Raw genomic sequence first — 21,592 nt, 5'->3', positions numbered from 1 at the left:
TCCCGCAATCGGTGCAGGCCTTGTCCTTTTGATACTCACTGTCATACGGTGAGCCCTCATACCGGAACGAATGCAACTGAAATGTAAAGAAATCCTGTACTATTTGGAGCTGTCACAGAGGGGATCAAAAGTTCTGGTGGGCGCACAAAGAAAACTCATCGGGTGACAGGATAATGGTTTGTGAATCTTGAAATTGCTGTATAGAGTGAACGGCAATGTTTTGCTTAACCTTTATCTATTTTCGAATCGTGTTTATTAAGATAAGATATAGGTGGTCAGTACATCTTTATCTCAAAGAGCCGGGGTAGTCTAGTCCGGGAAGGCGGTAGCCTTGAAAGCTACTGGTGCCCTGCACCTCAAGAGTTCAAATCTCTTCCCCGGCGTCAGAAGCATAACCGGAAATTCTTTTCACGGAACGTACAAAAAAACAGATTTGGCTGCCGGGAATACATTGCCGGGTCTATGCCGCATATCCGTTCCCTATCATCGTTTTTATGTGATTGAAACTCACACACTAATGACAGATAAAAGAGAGGATTTTTTTATGTGTGTGGCAGTTCCCGCGGAAGTAATTGAAATAAAAGAGGGAAATATCGGCCTTGTGGACTATGGCGAGCTCAGGCAGGAAGTGAAGCTTGACCTCGTCGATGTAAAAGTCGGGGAGTTCGTGCTCGTCCACGTCGGGTTTGCGATCCAGCGGCTCTCCCGCGAAGAGGGACTCGAGACCCGTGAGATCTTCAAACAGGTCTATGCGGCAATGGAGAGTTGATGCACGAGTACTCCATTGCGTATGACCTTTATGCAACTGCACGGTCTGCCGCACACGAGCATCACGCGATAAAAGTAAAAAAGATCAGTGTGGACGTCGGCAGGATGGCGATGGTGAACCCGGAACAGGTCGTATTCCTTTTTGACACCATCAAAGAAGATGATCCTCTCTTTCAATATGCTGTTCTCGAATGTCATGAGATATCCCCGGAGACCAGATGCGCGTGCGGGTATAGCGGGAATGAGATTTACCTGTGCCCGAAATGCGGGGCACTTCCGGAACTGGTGAAAGGCAGGGAGATCGTTGTCACCAACGTGGAGATCGAGGTGGAAGATTAGATGAAAGTCACCATGATGCACGGTGCCGGTGGTGAAGTGATGGGGGAACTGCTCCAGACCCTCACCAAATTCCGGCATAATAATGCCGGCGGTATCGGACTGGAGGCCATGGATGACGGTGCGGTTATCCCCTTCAATGGAGAGAACCTTGTATTCACCACGGATTCCCACATTGTACGGCCGATCTTTTTCCCGGGCGGGGATATCGGCCGGATCTCGGTCTGTGGCACCGTCAACGATCTCGCAATGATGGGAGGCAGGCCCATTGCCCTGTCATGCGGCATGATCATAGAGGAAGGTTTCGATATCGACGATCTTGCACGGATCGTTGCCTCCATGGATGAGGCCCTCGGTGAGGCGGGTGCAAACCTTGTCACCGGTGATACGAAAGTCATGGAGAGAGGTGCACTCGACGGGATTGCTATCAATACCTCGGGAATCGGGATAGCCAGAAAGATCGTGCGGGACAACGGGCTCGTGCCCGGAGATGTGGTCATCGTTTCCGGCACCCTTGGGGATCATGGCCTTGCCATCATGGCACACCGCGAAGGGTTTGACCTTGGAGAACAGATAAAATCAGATGTAGCCCCCCTCTGGAAAATGATGGAAAAGGTGCTCGATGCCGGGACGATTCATGCCATGAAAGACCCGACCCGTGGCGGGTTTGCCAGCGCAATCAATGAGATGGCCCGGAAAAGCGGCGTGTGCGTTCGGGTGCAGGAAGAGTATATACCCATCCGAAAAAATGTGAAAAGTGCTGCGGGAATGCTGGGCATCGACCCTCTTGAAGTCGCCAACGAAGGCAAAGTAGTGATGGGTGTCCCGGCGTCCGAAGCAGATGCTATCCTTTCAGCTCTCCGTTCACACCCCTATGGAAAGGACGCGATAATTGTCGGGAACGTCACCAGAGGGGCCCATGTTATCATGGAAACAAAAATCGGCGGTGAACGGTTTATTGAGCCTCCGATGGGTGATCCGGTCCCCCGCGTCTGCTGAAAATTTTCAAAAAATTTTTATGCAGAATCATCCATCCTCCATCTCTACAGTTTTGCAGATTTGATTGCGGCCGGCAGGATTTCCCGCATGCAATTCTTTCGGGTGCCGTGTACTTACGGTTTTTTTGTTTGATCGATAGAGCTCCCTCCAATCGACCGATATGCTTCCCGTGGTACGTGGATGATAAATCGCGCACCTTCCCCTGGGATACCCGTCTCCCGTACCGTCAGGTTGGTTATTGCGAGGATCTCCCGTGACAAGAAGAGGCCAAACCCGGTATGTTTAAAATATTCCCTCCGGAAAATATGTTCCTTCTCTTCATGGGGGATCCCGATCCCGTCATCTTCAACGATGAGATCGAGACTATCGGTGTATTCTTCGGACCTGATTATGATCTCTGTCACATGCTCCCCGTGGCGGATTGAATTGTCGATGAGATTGTAAAATACTTTCTCAAGGAGGGGATCGGCATATATCTCAACAGGAGGTATTGTGACATTTATAAGGACCGAATGGATGTCGATGCTTGCCAGGGCAAGTGATACCGTCTCCGCGACATTATGCCACTGGGGTGAATGCACGCCGATATTCTGGTAATCACGGGTGAACAGGATCTGGCTGCGGATCGCATTCGCAGCATGTTCCTCTTTGAGCAGAAAGTTGACCAGGTGGGGATCCGTGGTATCCTGTTTTGAGAGTTCGAGAAACCCGAGGAGTGCAGTCAACTGGTTGAGGATATCATGGCGTGTAACGTTATTGAGCAGGTTGAGTTTCTTATTGGCCTGAGTCAGTGCTTCCTGCGATAATTTATTGTCAGTAATATCAACGACTGTGCAGATGACGCCGGGTTCACCGGTTTCTGCGGCGGAGACAAGTGCCCATCGCATACTTCCGTCCCAGGCACGGAACCTGACTTCGATATCCCCGACCCTCCGCATGTCGCGGATCTTAGTGATGAAACATTCCCGTTCTTCCCGGTCCGGAATGAGGTCAGGGAGGGACTTCTGCATGAGCTCATCACAATCGTACCGGATCATATTGGCAAATTTCCGGTTGGCATCCATGATCCTGAGGGTCTGCCGGTCATAGCTGAATACCCCGGCCTGGGAATTGTAATATGCCCCGCAGCTCTTCTCGCCTTCCTTCCGGTATACCTGCGAATACGTGGAGATAAGGACCCCCAGTGAGACGAAGATGTAGAACCAGACCGTGGCAACCGTATACAACCGATTGTCCGGCAACCCGATGATAAAGACCAGCGCGATATACAACCAGCCTACCAGAACCGTCCCGTAGATACTCAGCTTCGGGCGTGAAAACGCGATAAGGACAATGGGGATGAGGTAAAAGTACGGGAATACATCGTAAATTCCCTTCTGGATACTGAAATAGGTGATCACTCCTGCAGCAATGATACTCCCGATGATACAGATATCATACAGGATCTGCCTTTTCCGGGTGATAGGCCGCATCGTCATGGTTCACGGAGAAACCTGTTTAGGGGAAAAAACGTTGAGTGCTTACACTCATATTCTTCGATGATAAATATATTAACTCTGATTTGAATCCGAAAAAAAATTTGCGGGCTCTTTCTTTCAGGCTAGATATTTCATCAAAAGTTCCATGGCTGCGAGTTCCTGTCTTCCGCCGCATTTCCTTACGATCCCCGCGTGATAATCGATCAGTTTTTTAAGGTCCGGATCCCGGTTTTTCCTGTACCGTGTTGCATATACTGCCATGTCAATAATACTGTTGAACCCCCGGTTCACCGGGCAGGCAAAGACCTCTTCAATAATCTCCTTTTCCAGGGTGAGCCTGACCACCAGTGCCTCGTTTGTCTTTCGTTCGACCGATGCAGTGAATGCTGCCCAGGCGTCAGCGCCGGCCAGCCGCTGCATTTTTTTCCCGCCAACGGGCTCTTCTACGAACGATTCGCGGGAAATGTCATCAAATGCAGTTTTGACATAGAGTACCGGATCATGGATCAGATTCGCCACGATCCAGCCATCCCTCACAATGTTATCGGCAGTGTGGCTCCCGATAAAGAGCACAAGACTTGCTTCCCCTTCGCGGAAGTGGATGCCTATAGGGGCAGCGTTGAACCCGGTAGTCGCAATGACCTCATTGATACCCTCAGTCAATAGTCCCATGACCAGCGTTCCCCGAGCGCGATAAAGAGGGATGCGATCAGGATGTCGGCGATGGAACCCGGATTGATACCCCGTGAAATGCACTCGCCGTCGAGATCCTCTGCCGAACGTTTCCCGTCGAGCACATCGCGCGCACTGTTCATGATCTCCTGCGCCACTCCGGCGCCGTGCTTCTTGATGATGAAGGTATCAGGTTCTGTTGCAAGGAGCGTGAGGAACGTCCGGACAATTGCCTGCCTGCCTGGGCCGGTCTCCTTGAGAATGTCCGCACCCCGCCGGGACAGGCGAAATCCGGTCACCCACTCGCGGGCCACCATATCACTTGCCGCAGAGTGCTGCATGATGTCAAGAAGTGTCATCCCGCGGTCGCGTATCAGGGTCAGCGTATGCGGGTCATTGACATCAAGTTCATCCGCTGCGTTCATCCTCACCGATGTCATGGCAAAGGCCTTGTAGAATGCTACGGCATCCGAGGTATCGGTCTTTTCTATGGCTTTCTGCGCACCGTGAATGTCTTTTCCGTAAATAAGCGGGATGAGAAGGATAAATGCCCCAAAGTGAGTATTTCCCCCCAGATGGCAGTTTGTATCACGGACTGCATGTTTGATGATCTCCCCGATCCTTCCAGTACCCAGTTCAGCTTCTTCAAAGGCAGAGCGGGCAAAGATGGTGGATGCCAGGAAATGTTCGAGCCGGGTATCAGGATAATCGTGGCAGCGGTCAACGTTTCCCGGCTTCGGGTAGGCGCAGACCTCAAGCATCATTGCAAGTTGCGCCCGTTCAGCGGCTGGTATCTGCAGGCACGTCATGGAAAACACGGCTCATTATCGTATCTGAAAGCTCGCGTTTGAGGCGCATATACTCTTTCTTTGTAAGTCCCGTCTGCCTGAGGGTCATATCCCGGAACATGCAAGGCGATGACGTCTTGCAGCACCAGGAAAGGCTGCCAAAACAGGTCTGCTTGCCGTCTTCGAGAGGGGTCCCCTTCACGGCACCGGTTTTCATCGCTATATAGTCTTCCCGGGGCATGCCGATGCGCGAAAGGGTCGGGATCAGCGGGCACTCTTTCACCGGCATGCAACAGAACGTGAGGGAACGGATATCCCCCCCGCGACAGAGCTGCTTTGGCGCATTGTACCATCCTTCTTCGTCCGCGTACCGGGTAATGGCAGCATCGAGCCCGGCAAGAGTCCGCATGTCCGAATGTCGCGCGAGAGAAACGATATCGGCACCATGGGAGAGCATGTCTTTCATGCGATCGAACGTGTTGATGGAATTATTGGCGATCAACATCAGGGGGCAGCTGTTCCTGATCTGCCGGAGCTTTGCCGTGCCGAAGTCCATGAGGTCCACGTGAAGAATGTCTGCTCCCGCCTCCCAGAGTTTTCCGGCTAACCGCCGGTCATCGTCTGCAATACCGGCCCTGATCTTCACCGATACCGTAACACCGGTCCCTTTGAGAGCACGGACAACGGCAAGGAGCTTTTCCACGTTCCTGAGATAATATTCCCCACACCCGGCTTCAACCATGGCCGGCTGGCGGCAGTGGGCATCGATCTCGTAGACGACCGTATCCCCGAGCACCCTCACCAGGTCGCAAAATGAGTCGGGGGTACTCCCGCGAAGGTTGATCCCGGTGATCACGCCGGATCCTTCCAGTTTCCGGATCTGGCTTGTAAGTCCGGTTACCGGATCATCATATAGGAATTCTTTACGGTCGCCTGCAGAAGCGATGGTCTCTGCGGCATTCATGGTCGGGTCATCAATGGAATATCCGCCGATAAAAGCGAGGCCGATGTGGCTTGCGCGTTCGAGCACGTATGCTGCATCGACAATTCCTGCCATTGATGCAACCGCCACGGGAGTCCTGACAACCCGGTCATTGATGAGCAGCCCGAAGCGCTCAAACGCATGGTCTTCGATATGCAAGTACCTATTAATCCCCGTCCGCGAACGAAAGTGAGCACGGGATTGTATTGAGGAGGGGCATGTGCCGGATCAGGAGAAGACCGGGAGCGAAGCGCACGGTCTTCGACATGCAAGTACCTATTAATCCCCGTTCGCGAACGAAAGTGAGCACGGGATTGTATTGAGGAGGGGCATATGCCGGATCAGGAGAAGACCGGGAGCGAAGCGCACGGTCTCCGGCATGCAGGAATCCAATCAAGACAGATCAACTTCGTGGCAAGCCACGTGGTTTTTGAATTTCTCTCAGAGTTGCTCGACACAATATCCATCCCTGGTCCGGCCCAGTGCGATGCAGTCCTTTGCGTCCTCAACGGTTATCCCTCTGTTGTTCCTGAAATGTTCTATAACGGTCGCCCATGGTATCAGGAACGCCTCATTTGCTTTTCCCGGCCCATGCCGGAATTCGATCGCAAGGTACCCTGTCCGCCCGGTCTTCGAGAGGAAATCCGATATTGTGTCCACCTGGTGGACATTATTCTTATCGGCATGAAAATGCTGGGAAAAGTAGAGCTTCTTATCCATAATGGATTTACATTCAATAGAAAGGTAATAGGAAGGATTGAGGGAGTCCACCAGCACGTCCACGTACTGGCTGGTGAACTTATGCTGCTTGAGCCGGTAGGCAAATCCCTGAATATGGTGTGTTTTGAAATACCGGTTCAGGCAGTGGACAATCTCCCGCTCGAAATCACTCATCGATTACTGGTGCGACGTCATCCGAAAAAAACCATTTGGTAAGAATTTTTAATCTGTCCGGTAATACTATTTGTTATATGAGTACAAAGGGAATGTTACTCGTAGGGCACGGGAGCACGATGCCCTACAACCAGGAGCTCGTCGAGAAGACTGCAGCTTTCATCAGGGCGCACAATACGGAGTTTATTGTCAAATGTGGTTTTATGAACATGAATAAGCCATCAATCAAGGAGTCACTCACTGAATTCCGGCTCGAACCGATCGATGTGCTCGTGGTAGTACCCCTCTTCCTTGCAAAAGGAGTCCATATAGAAAAAGACATTCCCGGTGAGATCGGATTGCCCGAAGGGACAAAGAAAGGGAGCTTTGTGTTGAACGGCAAAACGATACCGCTCGTATACGCAGACCCGATCGGGAGCGATCCCCTGCTTGCCGATCTCATGATCAAGAACGCGACAAAAGCGCTCGCACTCCTCTGACGTATTTTATGCGCATCCTGGTACTGGACACAATCCATGGAGGAAAGATAATAAGCAAGGCTTTTGCAGCCCGCGGAGACGCGGTGGACCTTGTGGATGTGTACCGTGGAGAAACGGCAGTGGATGAAAAGACTGCCCTTTCAAGAACCTATGACCTTATCGTTGCCCCGGTCCATCTCGACCCCGATCACCCGCTCCTGAAACATGCAACAGTGCCGGTAATCAGCCACCATGAGGCGGTCCGCCAGCTGCTTGGTGACGATATCCCCAGGCCCATGATAGAGATTACCGGTGCCCGGGGAAAGACGACAACCGCCCATGCCCTGGCATCCCTGCTTCCTGGTAAAGGAATCCTGCATACGTCGAACGGGACATTCAGGTTCCCGGAAAAAACCTGGATCTCCCGGTCCAGTATTACGCCCGGTTCGGTACTCGAAGTCGTCCGGTTGGCCAAGGAGATCCATGGGTGGCTGGTTGTGGAGGAATCTCTTGGCGTCACCGGAGCAGGGACCCTTGCCGTTATCACATCAGATGAGGATTATTCTTTTGCAAGCGGGAAGAAATCAGCCGTCAAGGCCAAGCTGGCGTCAACAAAACACTGCCGGCACCTCCTTCTTGCGGAAAATATCCGGGCCGGTTATCAGGATGGTATTGTGCATCTTGAGGACATTGCATCCTGTGATGGAATTGAATGCGTCCTCACATTCGATGGCAAAACCCGGCGGTTCAGTTCACCGCTTCTCGCGCTGCCGGCATATAATGAACCAATACTGCTTGCCGCAGCGGCAGCATTGATGCTTGGACAGGACCCGTCCCCGCTCTCATCGTTCGCCTCTCTGGCCGGGCGGATGTCAGTTTCCTACGAGCAGGACCTGCTGGTGGTGGATAACGCCAACACCGGAACAAATGTTGTGACCACCATTGATGCAGCCCGTTATGCACGGAGCACCTCGGCCAGTGAAGATATGACTCTTGTCATCGGGCAGCAGGAAGGCGACGGTGCGGTATGCGAAGGTTTCGCCCAGGACCAGATTCTTGCGGCTATAGAGGAAATCCGCGCTCAAAGGCTTATCTGGGTCGGAAGGTTCCCGAAGCCGGGCACGGATGAATACAAACGTCTCGCCCCGCTCATAACTGCGCACGCTCAGACGCTTGACGAAGGGTATTCCCTTGCCAGGAAAAAGACCGTGCGGGGATCCATAGTCCTCTCTGTCAAGATGTGGAGATAAGTGATACGGATGAAGTATATGCACCCCCGCCCGAGTTCCATTGTCGCAGCCCTGTATACTGCCCGCGATCTCAATGTCGACGTTGCGATCCTGCACGGTCCATCCGGCTGTTCATTCAAACATGCCCGGCTGCTCGAGGAGGACGGGATGCGGGTTCTGACCACTTCGCTGGCTGACAACGAGTTCATCTTCGGCGGCCAGAAATCCCTCGAGGATGTGCTGCGGTATGCCGAGGATACATTCTCACCCAGCCGGATGGCGGTGGTAGGCACGTGTGTTGCCATGATTATCGGTGAGGATCTCCAGTCCGCAATTGACGGGGCCGGTATCACGACTCCCACCATAGCGGTTGATATTCACGCAGGGTACCTGGAGAATATTGCCGGTGTACTTTCAACGCTTGAAGCAGCCGAACGGGCCGGATGGATATCAGGCGATGAACTCGCCAGGCAGCGTTTCCTGATGGAGAAGGCCAATGAGGTCGAGCGGGTGCGGGGGGCTGCATCGCAACCCTATATCGAAGCGTCCCGGGGGGATCTCAAACATATCGCTGCACGGGAGCTCGTCAGGCTGGCCCGGGGAGGGGCAAAAGGGATTGCCATCATGAACGCGAAAAAGGAGACGGCATATATGTTTGCCGATGAACTGATCGCACTCCACGATGTGTGCCCGGATGCCGACATCACATACCTGGCAAATCTTGAACCACGCGGGCTGCCGAAGACCCGCGGTGACGCAGCGCGGATTGCGGAGGAGCTGGAACAGCGCGGCGTAAAATCCGAGTATATCGGGGCACTCGATGAGTATGGTGCCAATGGTGACGCCCTTGGAAAGCGGATGCGGGAGATCGACCCTGCGTTTGCCCTTATTGCCGGTGTGCCCCATGCAATCCCCCCTGAATACACTGCCGGAATTGAGTGTTTCTCCATCACGAACGGGCCACGGCAGGTCGCACCTCTCCGGAATATCGGGCACCGCCACGTCATGGTCGAGATCGACCTGCACCCGAAGACTCTCGGAGTGCGGGAGATTATCGGGAGCGAGTTCGGGGCTGTCCTGCGGAGCATTGGATGAAAGCTCTCCTCATCACAGGAGACCGGTCCGGCAGTGGCAAGACCAGCATCACGCTTGCCCTCGCAGCTCTCCTTTCGAAAAGCAACATGGTCCAGACCTTCAAGGTAGGGATGGATTATATCGATCCTTCGTATCTTGCTGCAGTATCGCACCGTCCCTGCCGGAACCTTGACAGTTACACCCTTGACCGGCACCAGATACAGGATATTTTCCGGTTCGGGTGCCGGGGTGCGGACATCGCTCTGGTGGAAGGTGTGCGGGGGCTCTATGAAGGTGCCGATGCACTGACCGATACCGGCAGCACAGCGGCAATAGCCAAGGAACTTGACCTGCCGGTAGTTCTTGTCGTGTCGGCGCAGAGCATTACCCGGAGTGCTGCAGCGATCGTCAAAGGGTTCCAGGAGTTCGACCCGGCCATCCGGATCGCGGGGGTCATCCTCAACAATATCAAAGGTGGCTCGCACAGGACAAAAGCGGTCACAGCCATTGAGCACTATTGCAATGTACCCGTTGTCGGGGCGATACCCCGTATGGAAGAGATGCAGCTTGCGATGCGCCACCTTGGCCTTGTGCCGTACCGCGAAGGTTCCGGGCACGGAGATTTCGATGCACGCATAGCCACGATAACCGATATGATAAGCCAGTATGTCGATCTTGAACGACTCCGGTCGCTGATGAAAGAGATCGGATTTGCGGAAAAACCGGCTACCATTTTTGACAGGACCCCGGCACTGGAAGTCAGGATAGGTATCGCGATCGATGAGGCATTCAACTTTTACTATGCGGACCTGTTTGATCTTCTCAGGACCTTTGGCGCTGAAACGGTCCCGTTCAGTCCTGTCCACGACCGGTTACCCGAAGCGGACGGCTATATCCTCGGCGGGGGATATCCGGAACTTTTTACCGGCGAGCTGGAGGCCAACGACAGAATGCGTGAATCAGTCCGGGAAACCTCCCGGAACGGTGTCCCTGTCTATGCCGAATGCGGCGGGCTGATGTATCTTACCGGGCGCATGACCCTGAAAAAAGGATGGCAGGGAGTGGAGAAGGAGCGCGATTCAGAGATGTGCGGGGTGTTTTCCGGGGAGACCCGGATGCCTGCGCGGAGGGTGGTAAGTTATGTCGAAGGGACAAGCGATGCCGATTCCCCGGTGGGAAGTGCGCAGTTCCGGGGGCACGAGTTCCATTATTCCGAAGTCATACTGAAGAAGGATACCCGCTTCTCCTATACGCTCTCCCGCGGCATCGGCATCCGGGACAATCTCGACGGGGCTGTCGTGAACAACACGCTCGGCAGTTATACGCACCTGCACCCGGTTGCAAGTGCCGGGATGTTCCGCCATTTTGTTGGCCTGTGCAAAAAAGTTCGGTGATGAAATTACCTGGCTCCTCATGGTTGGCACACCTGGCTCCTGGTGTCCGTTTTAACCGAACAAAAGAAAAAACTACAAAACCCCCTACACCCCATCAACAGCTATGATCATCTACTATGATGGGAGATACCTGCCGGACGACCAGGCAAAAGTTTCGGTGTTTGATCACGGGTTCCTCTACGGTGATGGCGTTTTCGAAGGGATCCGGGCCTATAACGGAAGGATATTCCGGTTGAAGGAGCACATTGACCGGCTCTATGATTCCGCCCAGACCATCGATCTCCACCCGCCCATCTCCAAGGAGGAGCTGACTGAAGCCATCTGCGAGACCCTGCGCAGGAACATCCTGATGGATGCCTACATCCGCCCGATCATAACCCGGGGCGTCGGGGACCTCGGGCTCGACCCGCGGAAGTGCCCGAAAGCGTCGGTCATTGTCATTGCCGTGACTTGGGGGGCGATGTACGGGGACCTGTACGAGAAGGGCCTCCGGGCCGTCACGGTCTCGATCCGCCGGAACCCGGCGGAGTCCCTGCCCCCGAATGTCAAAAGCCTCAATTATCTCAACAACATCCTTGCGAAGATCGAGGCAAACTACAAAGGAGGGGACGAGGCGATATTCTTCGATACGAACGGGTATATATCCGAAGGTTCCGGAGACAACCTGTATATTGTCAAAAACGGGGAGATCATCACCCCGCCCACGCTCAATAACCTCCGTGGTATTACCCGCATGGTACTGCTGGAGATCTCAAGGTCTCTGGGAATTACCGTCAAAGAACAGAACATCGGTTACTTTGACCTGTATACCGCAGATGAGATGATCTGTACCGGGACCGCAGCTGAAGTTGCACCCATTACCTGGGTTGACGGGCGGACGATAGGCTCCGGCAAGCCCGGCCCGGTGACCCGTCAGCTGATGGCCGCGTTCAAGGCAGTCACGGAAAAAGAAGGGTATCCCATTAATAAGAAATAATTTTTCCGGAATTCCGTTCATTTCAGCAGGGCAATGTGCTCGTACTTGATCTAGTTATTGAATAAGTAATTCGTAATAATGCCGGTTTTTCTTACACGTTCCGGATGGTCCGCGTTATGTTCGTGCTTTTCACGCATTGAACTTTTTTACCGCTCTCAGGAATTCCTGGAGGGAGCTTGTGTGGTTACTTGTATTTCCATAACCTATTTATGACGTTACGTGAAACTACATAGAGCAACGTGTGCTGCTATAGTGTAGACCGGCCAATCATGCGGGCCTTTCACGCCCGCGACTGGGGTTCAAATCCCCATAGCAGCATCCTGTTCTCCGGTTAGAATCCCTAGGGATACCTATTTCCGCAATCTTGGCAATTCGGGCGACGTTGCACCCGGTACTGGGGTGAACCTTACCAGCGGATACTATCCGGAAATTTCAACCGGACCCTGTCCGGATTTTTTTTCGTTTTCCGGATCGCGATCGAAAATCATTTCCGGATCACTCAAACATTGGTTGAAAATTTTCAACCGGACTTTGACTGAAAAATTATGAGCAGACCTTGGTAAAAAATTTTCAATCAAACCTTGCCTGGAAAATTTTGATTGCAATCGTGATCGCGGTTGAAATGGTATTCGGGATCAACCGGACCTTGCTGGATTTATTCCGGCAGGGCTTGCGGTGAAATTGCGATCAGCACCATCCTTAAAAAAGGGGGTTCTTGTACCTGCCCCCTCACCACCTTCTGCACCTTGGGGCGGCCCGAGATCGTCTGACCAAACAGATCTATACAGGCCGGTTTTTCTCTTCGTAAAACATCCCCTTTCCTCATCAGAGGCGAAAATGGGATTTCCCGGAAAACTGCCCCCAAAAACCCCAGAAACAGGCCGGTCGGGGGCCGGGTAAAAATGCCAATCCGGGGTCATTTCGAACCCGGATGGGTAAGTTGGGGGGTGCAGCCCTTCATAGGTGAGGTATCCCGGTTTTGGGAGGACGTTCCGTCCAACGGCCCGATTGAAGCAAAATGAAAAGAATAATTATTCGGTCTGGCCGCGAACAAGGACAACGGTAATGGTACCGTCACTCCCGGAAGAGAGCGCTTTTTGGATCAGTTCTTCGCAGGACGCTTCGAGGTTACTGCCATTCTCCATAATAATATCCTGGATGGTGTCTCTCTTCACATAATCGTATAAGCCGTCCGAGCTCAGTAACAGGAACGAGTCGCGTATGTTCAGTTCAGTAAAATCATTGTCCTTCAGGACCCGCGGTTCGCCGAGTGCATGGGAAACCATTTTTGAAAGCGGGGGGTTTTGTCCGGTCTGCTCCCGCGAATGACTGTCCCGCCCTTTGGTTTCAGGGGAAGCATGGTCTCGTGGGGTTGTAATTCCATCTGAATTGATAATGTAGATACTGCCGTCACCGATATCGAGGGCCGTGCAGTCCAGGTTGTCATCAACCAGGCATGCAACGATCTGCGTACCCATACCCGATCTCTCACGGGACTGTTCGGATTGCCGGTGGATCTCTCTATCTGCATCATGGACCGCATTCTCCAGGATCGTTCTCGGGGATACATCACTTTTGCGGATTGCACGTATCAGCGACGAAATTGCAATATCACTTGCAATCCTTCCTGCAGGATGACCGTCAAGACCATCTGCGACTGCAAACACAGAGAAGTTGCCGATTCTCTCAGCGCAAAATGAGTCCTCGTTCGTGTCCTGGATCCCTCTTTCCGATAGTGCGATGAAGCGGACCGGGGCCATACCATCCGGATGTCACGCGGTAAAATAATCCTTTTGTTGTTGCCAAAAACCGGAGGGACCCAATACCTTTTGGAATTCGTATATAATTTTTTGGTGATAATCAGGAAAAATATTCCACAAGGATAGAGCGGAGTAGCATTATTAAGGATACCGGGTTTGTCCGGAATACCAGGATCCGGCAGTTGGGTCTGTAAGCGCCTGCGCAATGCCTCAATTGGCAGAAAAAAGATTTAGTGAGTCGAAGTCGTTGTAGCGGTAGTATTTACCGTTGTTGTTACCGGGATAGGAATTTTTGTCGGGGTTGGCGTAGGAGTCGGGGTTGGTGACGGTTTGAGGTTTGCCTGGATATCAACGGTCCCTTCCGGTGTATTGGTTGATTTCTGCAGCACCAGGCTGCCATCCTTATAAAGTTCCACCAGAAGGCTGTCGGCCGAACCATCCGATTTCCTGACGGAAGCAACAACCGTTCCCTCGCTCGTGGATATCTGGTATAACTGTTCACCGGAGCCGCCAATCTCGGTCAGGCTTCCGGGCGTTCCCACCGATCCCGCGAAATTATGGGGATACACGACCCGGACCCAGACCCCGGTACTAGGAATTATGACCTGCGGTGTTGATGAAGGGGTCGGGGTTACCACAGCAGATACTGTCGTCGGGACCGGGGATGGTGTGGGTGTTGCAACCGTTGTGGCAACCGTAACGGGCAATGGTGTAGGGGTAACGGCAGGTGTCCCGGTGTTTCCGCCAGCGAGCGGGTGTACAAACAGGAAAACCCCGGCAACTACTGCAATGATAATAATGGCAAGTACCCCTGCCACAAGGTATCTTGAACGCTTCCGTCCCGGCGATGGTACCGGGAGATGCGGAGGTGGTGAGGCTGGTGTTACGGGCGGGGTGACCGGAACTGCAGACGAATCTCCGGTCGCAATTACCGGCCATTTTATGTCAGAGATAGAAGTTTCCGACTGCGTGACCTCCGGAATATGTCCGGCCTGTGGGATCGGATGGTGTTTCGGGATGATGGGAGCAGGTTCTGTACGGGGGACGGAATCTTCGATGAGGGGTTCGATTGAATGAATTACCTGTTCGATAGGCCTTTCCTTTTTATCAGCAGCAGTGCCGAAAACCGGGGGGAGCGGGACCTGGACCTGCGGAACGACCGGGGCCGGAGCCACTTCCTGGGGTATAACCTGGGGAGGGACCGGAACAGGGGCCATTTCAGCAGCGGGAGTTCCCAGATCTGACTCCTGTACGACGGGTGTCCCGCAGCGGTTACAGAAAGCGGATTCCGGGGGTACCCGGTTACCGCAACGGTTGCAGAAGGAGCCTGTTGGCAGCGACGTCGTCTCAATGGGTTTTGGCATGGCAGGTACCGAGTCAACAATCTTTTTCATCGGCCGGGAGATCTCAATCTTCTTTTTTGGTGCCTGGATTGTCGGTGCCCCGCCAACTTCTGATCGTGGCGGGACCATCTCTTCATGTTCCGGTACCTGTTGTGGCTCTACGGACGACGGGGTATCCTGCGGTACCGGATGCTGGAATACCGGTGACAGGTGTTGCTTAAGAATCCCGATCCATTCATCGCACTCCCTCTTTCGTTCCCCACCGCTGGTTTTTGTGAACGTCAGGATCATCTGGCGGGTCGCGCCACTGCTGGTGATGAGCGAGAGTGTGATGGTCGGGTCACGGATAGCATTCTCACCTTCTTCCACATTTCTGAGCGTTGCAAGCAGGATCTCCTGGGGCGGGATCAGGTGTTTTTTGCTGTCAACAAGAATGAGACGTCTGTTCGTCAGTATGGCTTCAAATGATACGGATTTGACCTTGACGTTCTGCGCATTCAAAAGGATTGATTCGTCATGATACAGATCAGGATATGCCATGCAACCACTCTCTCGAATATAATTACGTCACCCGGATACAATAAGTGTTTGTGAAAGTTCGGACCATGGCTTTGAGTCCGCTTCAGAGAATTTCACGCCCGTTCATATAGGGCCGGAGGATATCCGGTACCCCGACCGATCCATCTTCCTGCTGGTAATTCTCCAGGATTGCACGGAGTACCCGCGATGTTGCGATAGCAGTCGAATTGAGGGTGTGGACGTGCCGCTTTGTCTCAAAATCGCTCTTGTCCCGCACCCTGATATTAAGGCGCACGGCTTGGTACGTGGTGCAGTTGCTGCAGGAGACCACTTCCCGGTAGGCCCCTTCACGAGGCATCCATGCCTCAATGTCATATTTCTTCGCAGCAACCGTGCCAATATCGCCGGTACAAATGTTCACGACCCGGTAGGGGAGGCCGAGATTCCGGAATATCTCTTCGGCATTCGCCAGCAGTTCCTCATGGATCTGCCAGGAGTCTTCCGGATTGCAGTACACGAACTGTTCGACTTTGGTGAACTGGTGAACCCTGAAAAGTCCTTTCGTGTCAAGACCGTGCGCCCCGATCTCGCGCCGGAAACACGGGGAGATGCCGGCAAGCTTCAGAGGAAGATCTTTCTCTTCAAAGATCTCGTCCTGGTACATCGCACCGAGGGGGTGTTCGCTGGTAGCGATCAGGTAGGCATCATCGCCGTCGATCTTGTACATGACCTTCTCGAAATCCCCGAGATCGGTAACACCTTCGTAGGATATGCGGTTGATCATGTAAGGAGGAATAACCGGGGTAAATCCTTTCTGTACAAGCAGGTCGATTGCGTAGCGCTGGAGGGCCATATCGAGAAGGACAAGGCTCCCTTTCAGGAAATAAAACCCTGCCCCGCTTGTCTTTGCAGCCCGCTCGAAATCAGCCCAGCCCTGTTCGGCAGCCAGCTGGCCATGGTTTTTGATCTCGAAACTGAACGTTCCCGGGGTCCCGTTCCTACGGATCTCAACATTTTCGGTATCGTCTTTTCCTACGGGAACACTGTCATGTAACATATTGGGGAGGCGCATCAGGTACGAGCGGATTGCCACCCGGATCTCTTCCTGTCCGGTATCATAGTCCCTGATCTTCCGGGGCAGCTCGGCTGCTTCAGCCAGCAGTGCCGTTACCTCACGGCCGGCTTTTTTGCCGGCATTGATATCCCGTGCGATGGTATTCCTCCGCTGGCGGAGTCTGTCAGCCTCGACCTTGAGTTCACGGGACCGGGCATCCTTTGCAAGCAGGTCATCGACCCATGCGATCTTTTCGGGATCGTTTCGTTTCCTGAGATCTGCTTTTACACTATCGGGGCTGGCCCGCACGAACCTGATATCAAGCATGGATAATTCTCCTGTCCTGCTCTCTTGTTCAATAGTATATGCGTTCCATCATAATTAATCGCCTTCTCCGGAATGTCCGGGGCTGGATTTCATGGTACTATGAGAGAACAGACAATAAGGAAAAAGAGATGGCGATGGGTCCGTTGACACGATCTGCAGCGCTGATGGAACTGCGTTTCAATACCATCCCGCGTCTGCACTGCCGACCCAGGTATGAAATAAACGTTCCTTGCCGTGGGGAAGATCACCACTCGACAGCGGTAATTCTGCGGATGATCTCTGCTGCAAATTCTTTTGAGGCTGCCGGGCCGTTCGCCGTTATAATCCTGCCGTCAGTAACCACGGGCTTGTTCACGAGAACGGCACCACCGGTCTTCATCTCCCGGAATGATAACGGGTTTTCATAATACGTGGTTTTTTTCCCTTTCAGGATCCCAGCCCGTGCAAGTACTACCGGGGCGAGGCAGATCGCAGCCACCACCTTTCCTTTCGGAGGGAAATATTTTGCAATCACCCTCAGGACGTCATCTTCCCACAGGTGAACCTGGGAGCCGGATCCGCCAACGATAAGGAGAGCTTCGTATTGTTTCGGATCAACCTCTTCAAAAGATAACGTAGCCGTTGCGCGTGCACCGAGCATGCCAACACAGGATCCCCGACGGGTCGAAGCGATCTCATATTCTATCCCGGCCTGCGTGAGTGCAGCCACAGGCTCGGCCAGCTCCTCATCCCTGAATTTCTCGGGAGCGATGGCGATCAGGATCTTCATGATCAACGGGAGATCTTTTGTTCATATAACTGTATTGGTTTTTTGCTCTGGTGTGAAAAATCATGGAACGTTTTTTGCGGAACCGTTCATTGTCGGGAAACCGTTTTTATTGCGGTCGCACAAACCGGAGAGCCTGCTGATGGTGAAACGCCGGAAGAAAGAGAAGAATGCGACAAGAATTCTGATTATTTCATTTCCGGGGAACCGATGATCCGGTTCGACGAATGCGGACGGAGCGTGGTCCTACTGGTATTATGCAACCGGCAGGTAATGGAAAAACACCGCTTTGATTTTTTCCCCGCATTTACGCTTGTTTCTCGGCTATTTTAGGCTTTTAAATCATTTTTTTGGGTTTTTACTCATTTTATGACAAAATTTAACCCGGAAATCCAAACAAGGCGCGTTGGTACGAAATTATTATAAACGTCCGATGTCTATCCATATGCAGGACGTCATCATTGGTGACTTTCTTCAACTGCCATTCAGATCGAGTGGATCGAATGGGGGGATGACAGACACAATGAACTGAAAAAACACTATAAGAAAGGGTATACCATGGATCTTTTATCGAAGTTTTATTTTAATTACAGCAAGCTCATCAAGACCATCAAGATCTACCTGCTGCTTGCCGGACCAGGCCTCATTGTCATGATCGCGGACAACGACGCCGGTGGGATCACCACGTACGCCGCAACCGGCGCAAAGTTCGGGTACGGCCTCATCTGGTTCCTCGTCCTGCTCGGGCCGGTCGCATATTTTGTACAGGAAATGACGGTACGGCTGGGAGCCGTCACCAAGCATGGGCACGCAGAGGCGATCTTCAGCGCATTCGGCTCGTTCTGGGGATGGTTCTCGCTCCTTGACCTCACCGTTGTCAACTGGCTGACGATGGTCACCGAGTTCATCGGCATGACTGCGGCGCTCAGCATCTTCGGTGTTCCACCCGCCATCACGGTAGGCATAGTCATCCTCGTGATGTTTGGCATCGTTTTGTCTGGGAGGTACTGGACGTGGGAGAAGATTACTATGGCCTTCTGTCTTGTCAATCTCATCTACATACCAGCGGCGATACTCGTCCACCCTTCGGTCCCTGATATCCTCCGGAACGGGATCGTCCCCAACTTCCCGGGAGGGTTCAATGGCGAACTCTTTTTCCTGCTGATGGCAAACATCGGGACTACGATCGCGCCCTGGATGATCTTCTTCCAGCAGAGCGCCGTCGTTGACAAGCAAATGAAGGAGAAGGATATTCCTTGGGGGAAATTCGACACGGTTGTCGGTGCAATCTTTACTGTTCTCGTCGCGGTCTTTATTATTATCGTGACCGGGACCCTGCTCTACGGTATGAACATCGAGAGTGCCGCCCAGGCCGCCCAGGTCATGATGGGAATGCACCCGTGGGTGGGGACGCTCATCGCCATCGGTCTCTTCGATGCCGGGTTCCTGGGAGCAATCTGCATTGCGCTCACCAACTCGTGGGCATTCGGGGAAGTCTTCGGATGGGCGCACTCGCTGAACTACAAAGTCAGAGAGGCTCTCTGGTTCTACGTCTTCTACTTCATCGGCCTTGTCACCGCCGGGGCGGTCGTGCTTATTCCGGGAGCACCGCTGGTGCTGATCACGCTCTTCGTTCAGGTGATCGCGGTGACCCTCCTGCCGGCTGCGCTGGTATTTTTGATCATCCTCCTGAATAACGAGGAGATCATGGGGAAATACAAAAATACCCGCTTCGACAATATAGCGAACATAACAATCGTCGTGTGCATCATCGTCGTGTCTTCACTGTACGGTATCAGCACGCTTTTCCCGAATTTGTTCGGGTAAGGGGAGATGAGAGAATGGAATCAATCGAAAGAGTATTCGGGGAACGGATCGGAAGTATCATCAGTGAATCGACGGGGAAGATCCGCAGCATCAATCAGAAATATGCAACGCCGAAGATCAAACTGACGGGAGGGGCAAAATTTGCGCTCCTCCTCCTCAGGTTCTACCTTATCTTCCTGGTTGTCCTGCTCGCGTACAAGTTCTGGACGATCGTTCACGGGAGTGCATGATGGCGCAGCAGGATAGCGCGAACAGCTCTGCGATGGCAGGAGACCTCGTGATCCTTCTCTCCGATATCCTGAATGTCCCTGTCCTGCGTTCCGGGAAAAAAATCGGTTCGCTCACCGATCTGGTGATCGTAGAGACTGCGAAGATCCCTGAAGTGCGGTCCCTGTACGTCTCCCGGTCGTTCGGCAACCCGAGCCTTCTCATCCCGTGGGAGAATGTCCACACCCTCACCGGGAGGGGGATCGAGGTCATCATCAGCGACCTCAAGCCCTATGAGGCGGAACCAGCCGAGGATGTCATCCTCCTCCGCGACTACGTACTCGACAAGAAGGTCATCGATCTCGAGGAGAACGAGGTGGAGGTGGTGTACGACATCCGGCTCGTCCTCCGGAACAAGAAACTCTATGTCACCGATGTCGATACCGGGAAGGCAGCCCGTCTCCGCAGGCTCGGGTTCGGGTTCCTCGCGAAAGTTCTCTATTCCTCTGTTGATCCCGAGGCAGAGCAGATGATCCCCTGGACATGCATCCAGCCGCTCCCGACCAACATCGGCCGGTTCAAGGGCAACGTCAAGCTGAATGTCTTAAAAGAGAATCTTTCGGAGATCCATCCCGTCGATCTCGCAGACATTCTCGAAGAGGTGGACCACGACCAACGGGTCATGCTCTTCTCAACCCTTGATCATGAGCATGCGACCGATACTCTCGAGGAGATCGAGCCGAAGGTGCAGCGCGAGATCATCTCCTCGCTGTCAACGGAGAAGGTCGTCCAGCTCATCAACGATATGACCCCCGGTCAGGCGGCCGACATCCTCTCGGGCCTGCCGTCGGCGGAGGCCCATGTCATCCTTGACGCCATGAACGCTGAGAGCGCACGGAAGGTCCAGGCTATCATCAACCGGCAGGAAGAGAAGGTCATCCACTATACCACCCAGAAGATCCTGAAATTCCCTCCGGACACAACCGTCGAGTATGTCCAGAATGACTACCCTCGCCACGCCCGGGACAAAGATGTTATCATGTACATCTACGTTGTCGACGAGAACGATCGCCTGATCGGCGTCATCGATTTAAAGGAGCTCCTGCAGGCCGATGACAAGGCATTCCTCCGGGACGTCATGGTCGAGAACGTGATCAGCCTCCCGACCGGCAGCACTCTCAAGGAAGGTGCACAGGAATTTGCGCGGTACGGGTTCCGTGCCCTGCCGGTTGTCGATGAGGAGAACCGTCTCGTTGGTGTAATCCCGTACCGGGACGTCATGAACCTGACCCATCACTTCGTCGAGTGACCGAGAGGTTATCAAACCTCGAGGTGGAGAATGCTTCATCCTTTAAGGATGAAGCAGAGGGATTTGAAAAATCCCTCTTCTCGAAGGTCGCCAGACCTGAGAGAAGAGAAGAATGCATCAGCATTCTTCGACTGATTTCCGAAGGAAATCTTCGACCAGCGAGAGGTTATCTGAAGTCGAAGAACGCGTATGCGTTCTTCTCCTCTCCGAGAGTTGACAAACAAAAGAACCTGATATGTTCGGTCGAAGAACATGATGGTTCTTCTCCTGCTTCGGGTCTGACGACCCTCAGCATTCTCCATCCAGCCCTTCCCCCCGGGAATCTGAGTGGTTCATCAGAACCTCGAAGATGAGAAGAATTCAGAGGAATTTTTCGAATGGCAGGCTCCCCAAAGCAATAGTCTATCTGCCCAAAAATCTTACAACTGGGGC

General features: G+C 53.2%; 21 protein-coding genes and 2 tRNA genes. 14 read left to right on the top strand and 9 right to left on the bottom strand.

Annotated features, from left to right (window positions below):
• Positions 1-298 precede the first annotated feature (298 nt).
• The 4 genes from ABSB80_RS06850 to hypE all read left to right on the top strand — a co-directional run bounded on the left by ABSB80_RS06850 (position 299) and on the right by hypE (position 2,103).
• Positions 299-383, top strand: a tRNA-Ser gene (locus ABSB80_RS06850).
• Positions 384-544: 161 nt separating this feature from the next.
• Positions 545-769 (top strand): HypC/HybG/HupF family hydrogenase formation chaperone, encoded by a 225-nt coding sequence (locus tag ABSB80_RS06845; RefSeq protein WP_428369480.1) that lies wholly within the window; start codon positions 545-547, stop codon positions 767-769.
• On the top strand, positions 769-1,107 hold the full coding sequence (locus ABSB80_RS06840) for a hydrogenase maturation nickel metallochaperone HypA/HybF (RefSeq protein WP_428369479.1): 339 nt from the start codon (positions 769-771) through the stop codon (positions 1,105-1,107). The genes ABSB80_RS06845 and ABSB80_RS06840 overlap by 1 nt, the downstream gene beginning before the upstream one ends.
• Positions 1,108-2,103, top strand: coding sequence for a hydrogenase expression/formation protein HypE (gene hypE / locus ABSB80_RS06835; protein ID WP_428369477.1), 996 nt, complete (start codon positions 1,108-1,110; stop codon positions 2,101-2,103). It abuts the gene before it with no gap.
• Positions 2,104-2,216: 113 nt separating this feature from the next.
• Here the strand turns inward: hypE and ABSB80_RS06830 are convergent, their stop codons facing one another.
• From ABSB80_RS06830 to ABSB80_RS06810, 5 genes are all read right to left on the bottom strand, one after another.
• Positions 2,217-3,581: an ATP-binding protein gene (locus tag ABSB80_RS06830; RefSeq protein ID WP_428369475.1), complete on the bottom strand. Its 1,365-nt coding sequence runs from the start codon at positions 3,579-3,581 to the stop codon at positions 2,217-2,219.
• Between the two features lie 117 nt (positions 3,582-3,698).
• Positions 3,699-4,253: a DUF447 domain-containing protein gene (locus ABSB80_RS06825; RefSeq protein WP_428369473.1), complete on the bottom strand. Its 555-nt coding sequence runs from the start codon at positions 4,251-4,253 to the stop codon at positions 3,699-3,701.
• Positions 4,241-5,062, bottom strand: coding sequence for a triphosphoribosyl-dephospho-CoA synthase (locus ABSB80_RS06820; protein WP_428369471.1), 822 nt, complete (start codon positions 5,060-5,062; stop codon positions 4,241-4,243). Before ABSB80_RS06820 ends, ABSB80_RS06825 begins: the two co-directional genes overlap by 13 nt.
• Entirely contained in the window at positions 5,034-6,182 is a 1,149-nt protein-coding gene (locus ABSB80_RS06815; protein ID WP_428369469.1) for a methanogenesis marker 9 domain-containing protein, read from the bottom strand. The genes ABSB80_RS06820 and ABSB80_RS06815 overlap by 29 nt, the downstream gene beginning before the upstream one ends.
• Positions 6,183-6,464: 282 nt before the next feature.
• Positions 6,465-6,917: a PDDEXK family nuclease gene (locus ABSB80_RS06810; protein ID WP_428369467.1), complete on the bottom strand. Its 453-nt coding sequence runs from the start codon at positions 6,915-6,917 to the stop codon at positions 6,465-6,467.
• Positions 6,918-6,994: 77 nt separating this feature from the next.
• On the opposite strand from ABSB80_RS06810, the gene cfbA reads away from it, so the two are divergent.
• From cfbA to ABSB80_RS06780, 6 genes are all read left to right on the top strand, one after another.
• The gene (gene cfbA / locus ABSB80_RS06805) at positions 6,995-7,396 is read left to right on the top strand and encodes a sirohydrochlorin nickelochelatase (RefSeq protein ID WP_428369465.1); all 402 of its coding nucleotides are present in this window, start codon (positions 6,995-6,997) and stop codon (positions 7,394-7,396) included.
• An 8-nt stretch (positions 7,397-7,404) separates the two neighbouring features.
• Positions 7,405-8,625 (top strand): coenzyme F430 synthase, encoded by a 1,221-nt coding sequence (cfbE, locus tag ABSB80_RS06800; RefSeq protein WP_428369463.1) that lies wholly within the window; start codon positions 7,405-7,407, stop codon positions 8,623-8,625.
• A gap of 9 nt (positions 8,626-8,634) precedes the next feature.
• Positions 8,635-9,699, top strand: coding sequence for a Ni-sirohydrochlorin a,c-diamide reductive cyclase catalytic subunit (cfbD, locus tag ABSB80_RS06795; RefSeq protein WP_428369461.1), 1,065 nt, complete (start codon positions 8,635-8,637; stop codon positions 9,697-9,699).
• The gene (cfbB, locus tag ABSB80_RS06790) at positions 9,696-11,072 is read left to right on the top strand and encodes a Ni-sirohydrochlorin a,c-diamide synthase (protein ID WP_428369459.1); all 1,377 of its coding nucleotides are present in this window, start codon (positions 9,696-9,698) and stop codon (positions 11,070-11,072) included. The genes cfbD and cfbB overlap by 4 nt, the downstream gene beginning before the upstream one ends.
• A 103-nt stretch (positions 11,073-11,175) precedes the next feature.
• Positions 11,176-12,048, top strand: coding sequence for a branched-chain-amino-acid transaminase (gene ilvE / locus ABSB80_RS06785; protein WP_428369457.1), 873 nt, complete (start codon positions 11,176-11,178; stop codon positions 12,046-12,048).
• A 243-nt stretch (positions 12,049-12,291) separates the two neighbouring features.
• Positions 12,292-12,366, top strand: a tRNA-Glu gene (locus ABSB80_RS06780).
• A gap of 713 nt (positions 12,367-13,079) precedes the next feature.
• Here ABSB80_RS06780 and ABSB80_RS06775 read toward each other — a convergent pair.
• The 4 genes from ABSB80_RS06775 to ABSB80_RS06760 form a co-directional block, all read right to left on the bottom strand.
• Complete coding sequence (locus tag ABSB80_RS06775) at positions 13,080-13,808, bottom strand: PP2C family protein-serine/threonine phosphatase (RefSeq protein ID WP_428369455.1); 729 nt, start codon at positions 13,806-13,808, stop codon at positions 13,080-13,082.
• A 230-nt stretch (positions 13,809-14,038) separates the two neighbouring features.
• Complete coding sequence (locus tag ABSB80_RS06770; RefSeq protein WP_428369453.1) at positions 14,039-15,691, bottom strand: zinc ribbon domain-containing protein; 1,653 nt, start codon at positions 15,689-15,691, stop codon at positions 14,039-14,041.
• 82 nt (positions 15,692-15,773) lie between these two features.
• On the bottom strand, positions 15,774-17,051 hold the full coding sequence (gene serS, locus ABSB80_RS06765) for a serine--tRNA ligase (RefSeq protein ID WP_428369451.1): 1,278 nt from the start codon (positions 17,049-17,051) through the stop codon (positions 15,774-15,776).
• A 244-nt stretch (positions 17,052-17,295) separates the two neighbouring features.
• On the bottom strand, positions 17,296-17,820 hold the full coding sequence (locus tag ABSB80_RS06760; RefSeq protein ID WP_428369449.1) for a DJ-1/PfpI family protein: 525 nt from the start codon (positions 17,818-17,820) through the stop codon (positions 17,296-17,298).
• Between the two features lie 555 nt (positions 17,821-18,375).
• Here ABSB80_RS06760 and ABSB80_RS06755 point away from each other — a divergent pair.
• From ABSB80_RS06755 to ABSB80_RS06740, 4 genes are read left to right on the top strand one after another with little or no spacing between them, the layout of a single operon-like run.
• Positions 18,376-19,644 (top strand): NRAMP family divalent metal transporter, encoded by a 1,269-nt coding sequence (locus ABSB80_RS06755; RefSeq protein ID WP_428369447.1) that lies wholly within the window; start codon positions 18,376-18,378, stop codon positions 19,642-19,644.
• A gap of 14 nt (positions 19,645-19,658) precedes the next feature.
• Complete coding sequence (locus tag ABSB80_RS06750) at positions 19,659-19,874, top strand: hypothetical protein (protein WP_428369445.1); 216 nt, start codon at positions 19,659-19,661, stop codon at positions 19,872-19,874.
• On the top strand, positions 19,874-21,160 hold the full coding sequence (locus ABSB80_RS06745; protein ID WP_428369443.1) for a magnesium transporter MgtE N-terminal domain-containing protein: 1,287 nt from the start codon (positions 19,874-19,876) through the stop codon (positions 21,158-21,160). Before ABSB80_RS06750 ends, ABSB80_RS06745 begins: the two co-directional genes overlap by 1 nt.
• Positions 21,157-21,513 (top strand): hypothetical protein, encoded by a 357-nt coding sequence (locus ABSB80_RS06740; RefSeq protein WP_428369441.1) that lies wholly within the window; start codon positions 21,157-21,159, stop codon positions 21,511-21,513. Before ABSB80_RS06745 ends, ABSB80_RS06740 begins: the two co-directional genes overlap by 4 nt.
• Positions 21,514-21,592 lie beyond the last annotated feature (79 nt).

The organism is Methanoregula sp. (assembly GCF_050010295.1).
GTDB lineage: Archaea > Halobacteriota > Methanomicrobia > Methanomicrobiales > Methanospirillaceae > Methanoregula.
The sequence above is the reverse complement of the archived record's forward strand: the minus strand, read 5'-3'. Positions and strand labels throughout refer to the sequence as shown.

Coding starts and splice junctions, on each gene's coding strand:
- cfbE (WP_428369463.1), top strand. CDS start 7,405: ATGCGCATCCTGGTACTGGACACAATCCATGGAGGAAAGATAATAAGC.
- ABSB80_RS06745 (WP_428369443.1), top strand. CDS start 19,874: ATGGCGCAGCAGGATAGCGCGAACAGCTCTGCGATGGCAGGAGACCTC.
- ABSB80_RS06770 (WP_428369453.1), bottom strand. CDS start 15,691: ATGGCATATCCTGATCTGTATCATGACGAATCAATCCTTTTGAATGCG.
- cfbA (WP_428369465.1), top strand. CDS start 6,995: ATGAGTACAAAGGGAATGTTACTCGTAGGGCACGGGAGCACGATGCCC.
- ABSB80_RS06760 (WP_428369449.1), bottom strand. CDS start 17,820: ATGAAGATCCTGATCGCCATCGCTCCCGAGAAATTCAGGGATGAGGAG.
- serS (WP_428369451.1), bottom strand. CDS start 17,051: ATGCTTGATATCAGGTTCGTGCGGGCCAGCCCCGATAGTGTAAAAGCA.
- ilvE (WP_428369457.1), top strand. CDS start 11,176: ATGATCATCTACTATGATGGGAGATACCTGCCGGACGACCAGGCAAAA.
- ABSB80_RS06775 (WP_428369455.1), bottom strand. CDS start 13,808: ATGGCCCCGGTCCGCTTCATCGCACTATCGGAAAGAGGGATCCAGGAC.
- ABSB80_RS06840 (WP_428369479.1), top strand. CDS start 769: ATGCACGAGTACTCCATTGCGTATGACCTTTATGCAACTGCACGGTCT.
- hypE (WP_428369477.1), top strand. CDS start 1,108: ATGAAAGTCACCATGATGCACGGTGCCGGTGGTGAAGTGATGGGGGAA.
- ABSB80_RS06845 (WP_428369480.1), top strand. CDS start 545: ATGTGTGTGGCAGTTCCCGCGGAAGTAATTGAAATAAAAGAGGGAAAT.
- ABSB80_RS06750 (WP_428369445.1), top strand. CDS start 19,659: ATGGAATCAATCGAAAGAGTATTCGGGGAACGGATCGGAAGTATCATC.
- ABSB80_RS06825 (WP_428369473.1), bottom strand. CDS start 4,253: ATGGGACTATTGACTGAGGGTATCAATGAGGTCATTGCGACTACCGGG.
- cfbB (WP_428369459.1), top strand. CDS start 9,696: ATGAAAGCTCTCCTCATCACAGGAGACCGGTCCGGCAGTGGCAAGACC.
- ABSB80_RS06810 (WP_428369467.1), bottom strand. CDS start 6,917: ATGAGTGATTTCGAGCGGGAGATTGTCCACTGCCTGAACCGGTATTTC.
- cfbD (WP_428369461.1), top strand. CDS start 8,635: ATGAAGTATATGCACCCCCGCCCGAGTTCCATTGTCGCAGCCCTGTAT.
- ABSB80_RS06830 (WP_428369475.1), bottom strand. CDS start 3,581: ATGACGATGCGGCCTATCACCCGGAAAAGGCAGATCCTGTATGATATC.
- ABSB80_RS06755 (WP_428369447.1), top strand. CDS start 18,376: ATGGATCTTTTATCGAAGTTTTATTTTAATTACAGCAAGCTCATCAAG.
- ABSB80_RS06820 (WP_428369471.1), bottom strand. CDS start 5,062: ATGACGTGCCTGCAGATACCAGCCGCTGAACGGGCGCAACTTGCAATG.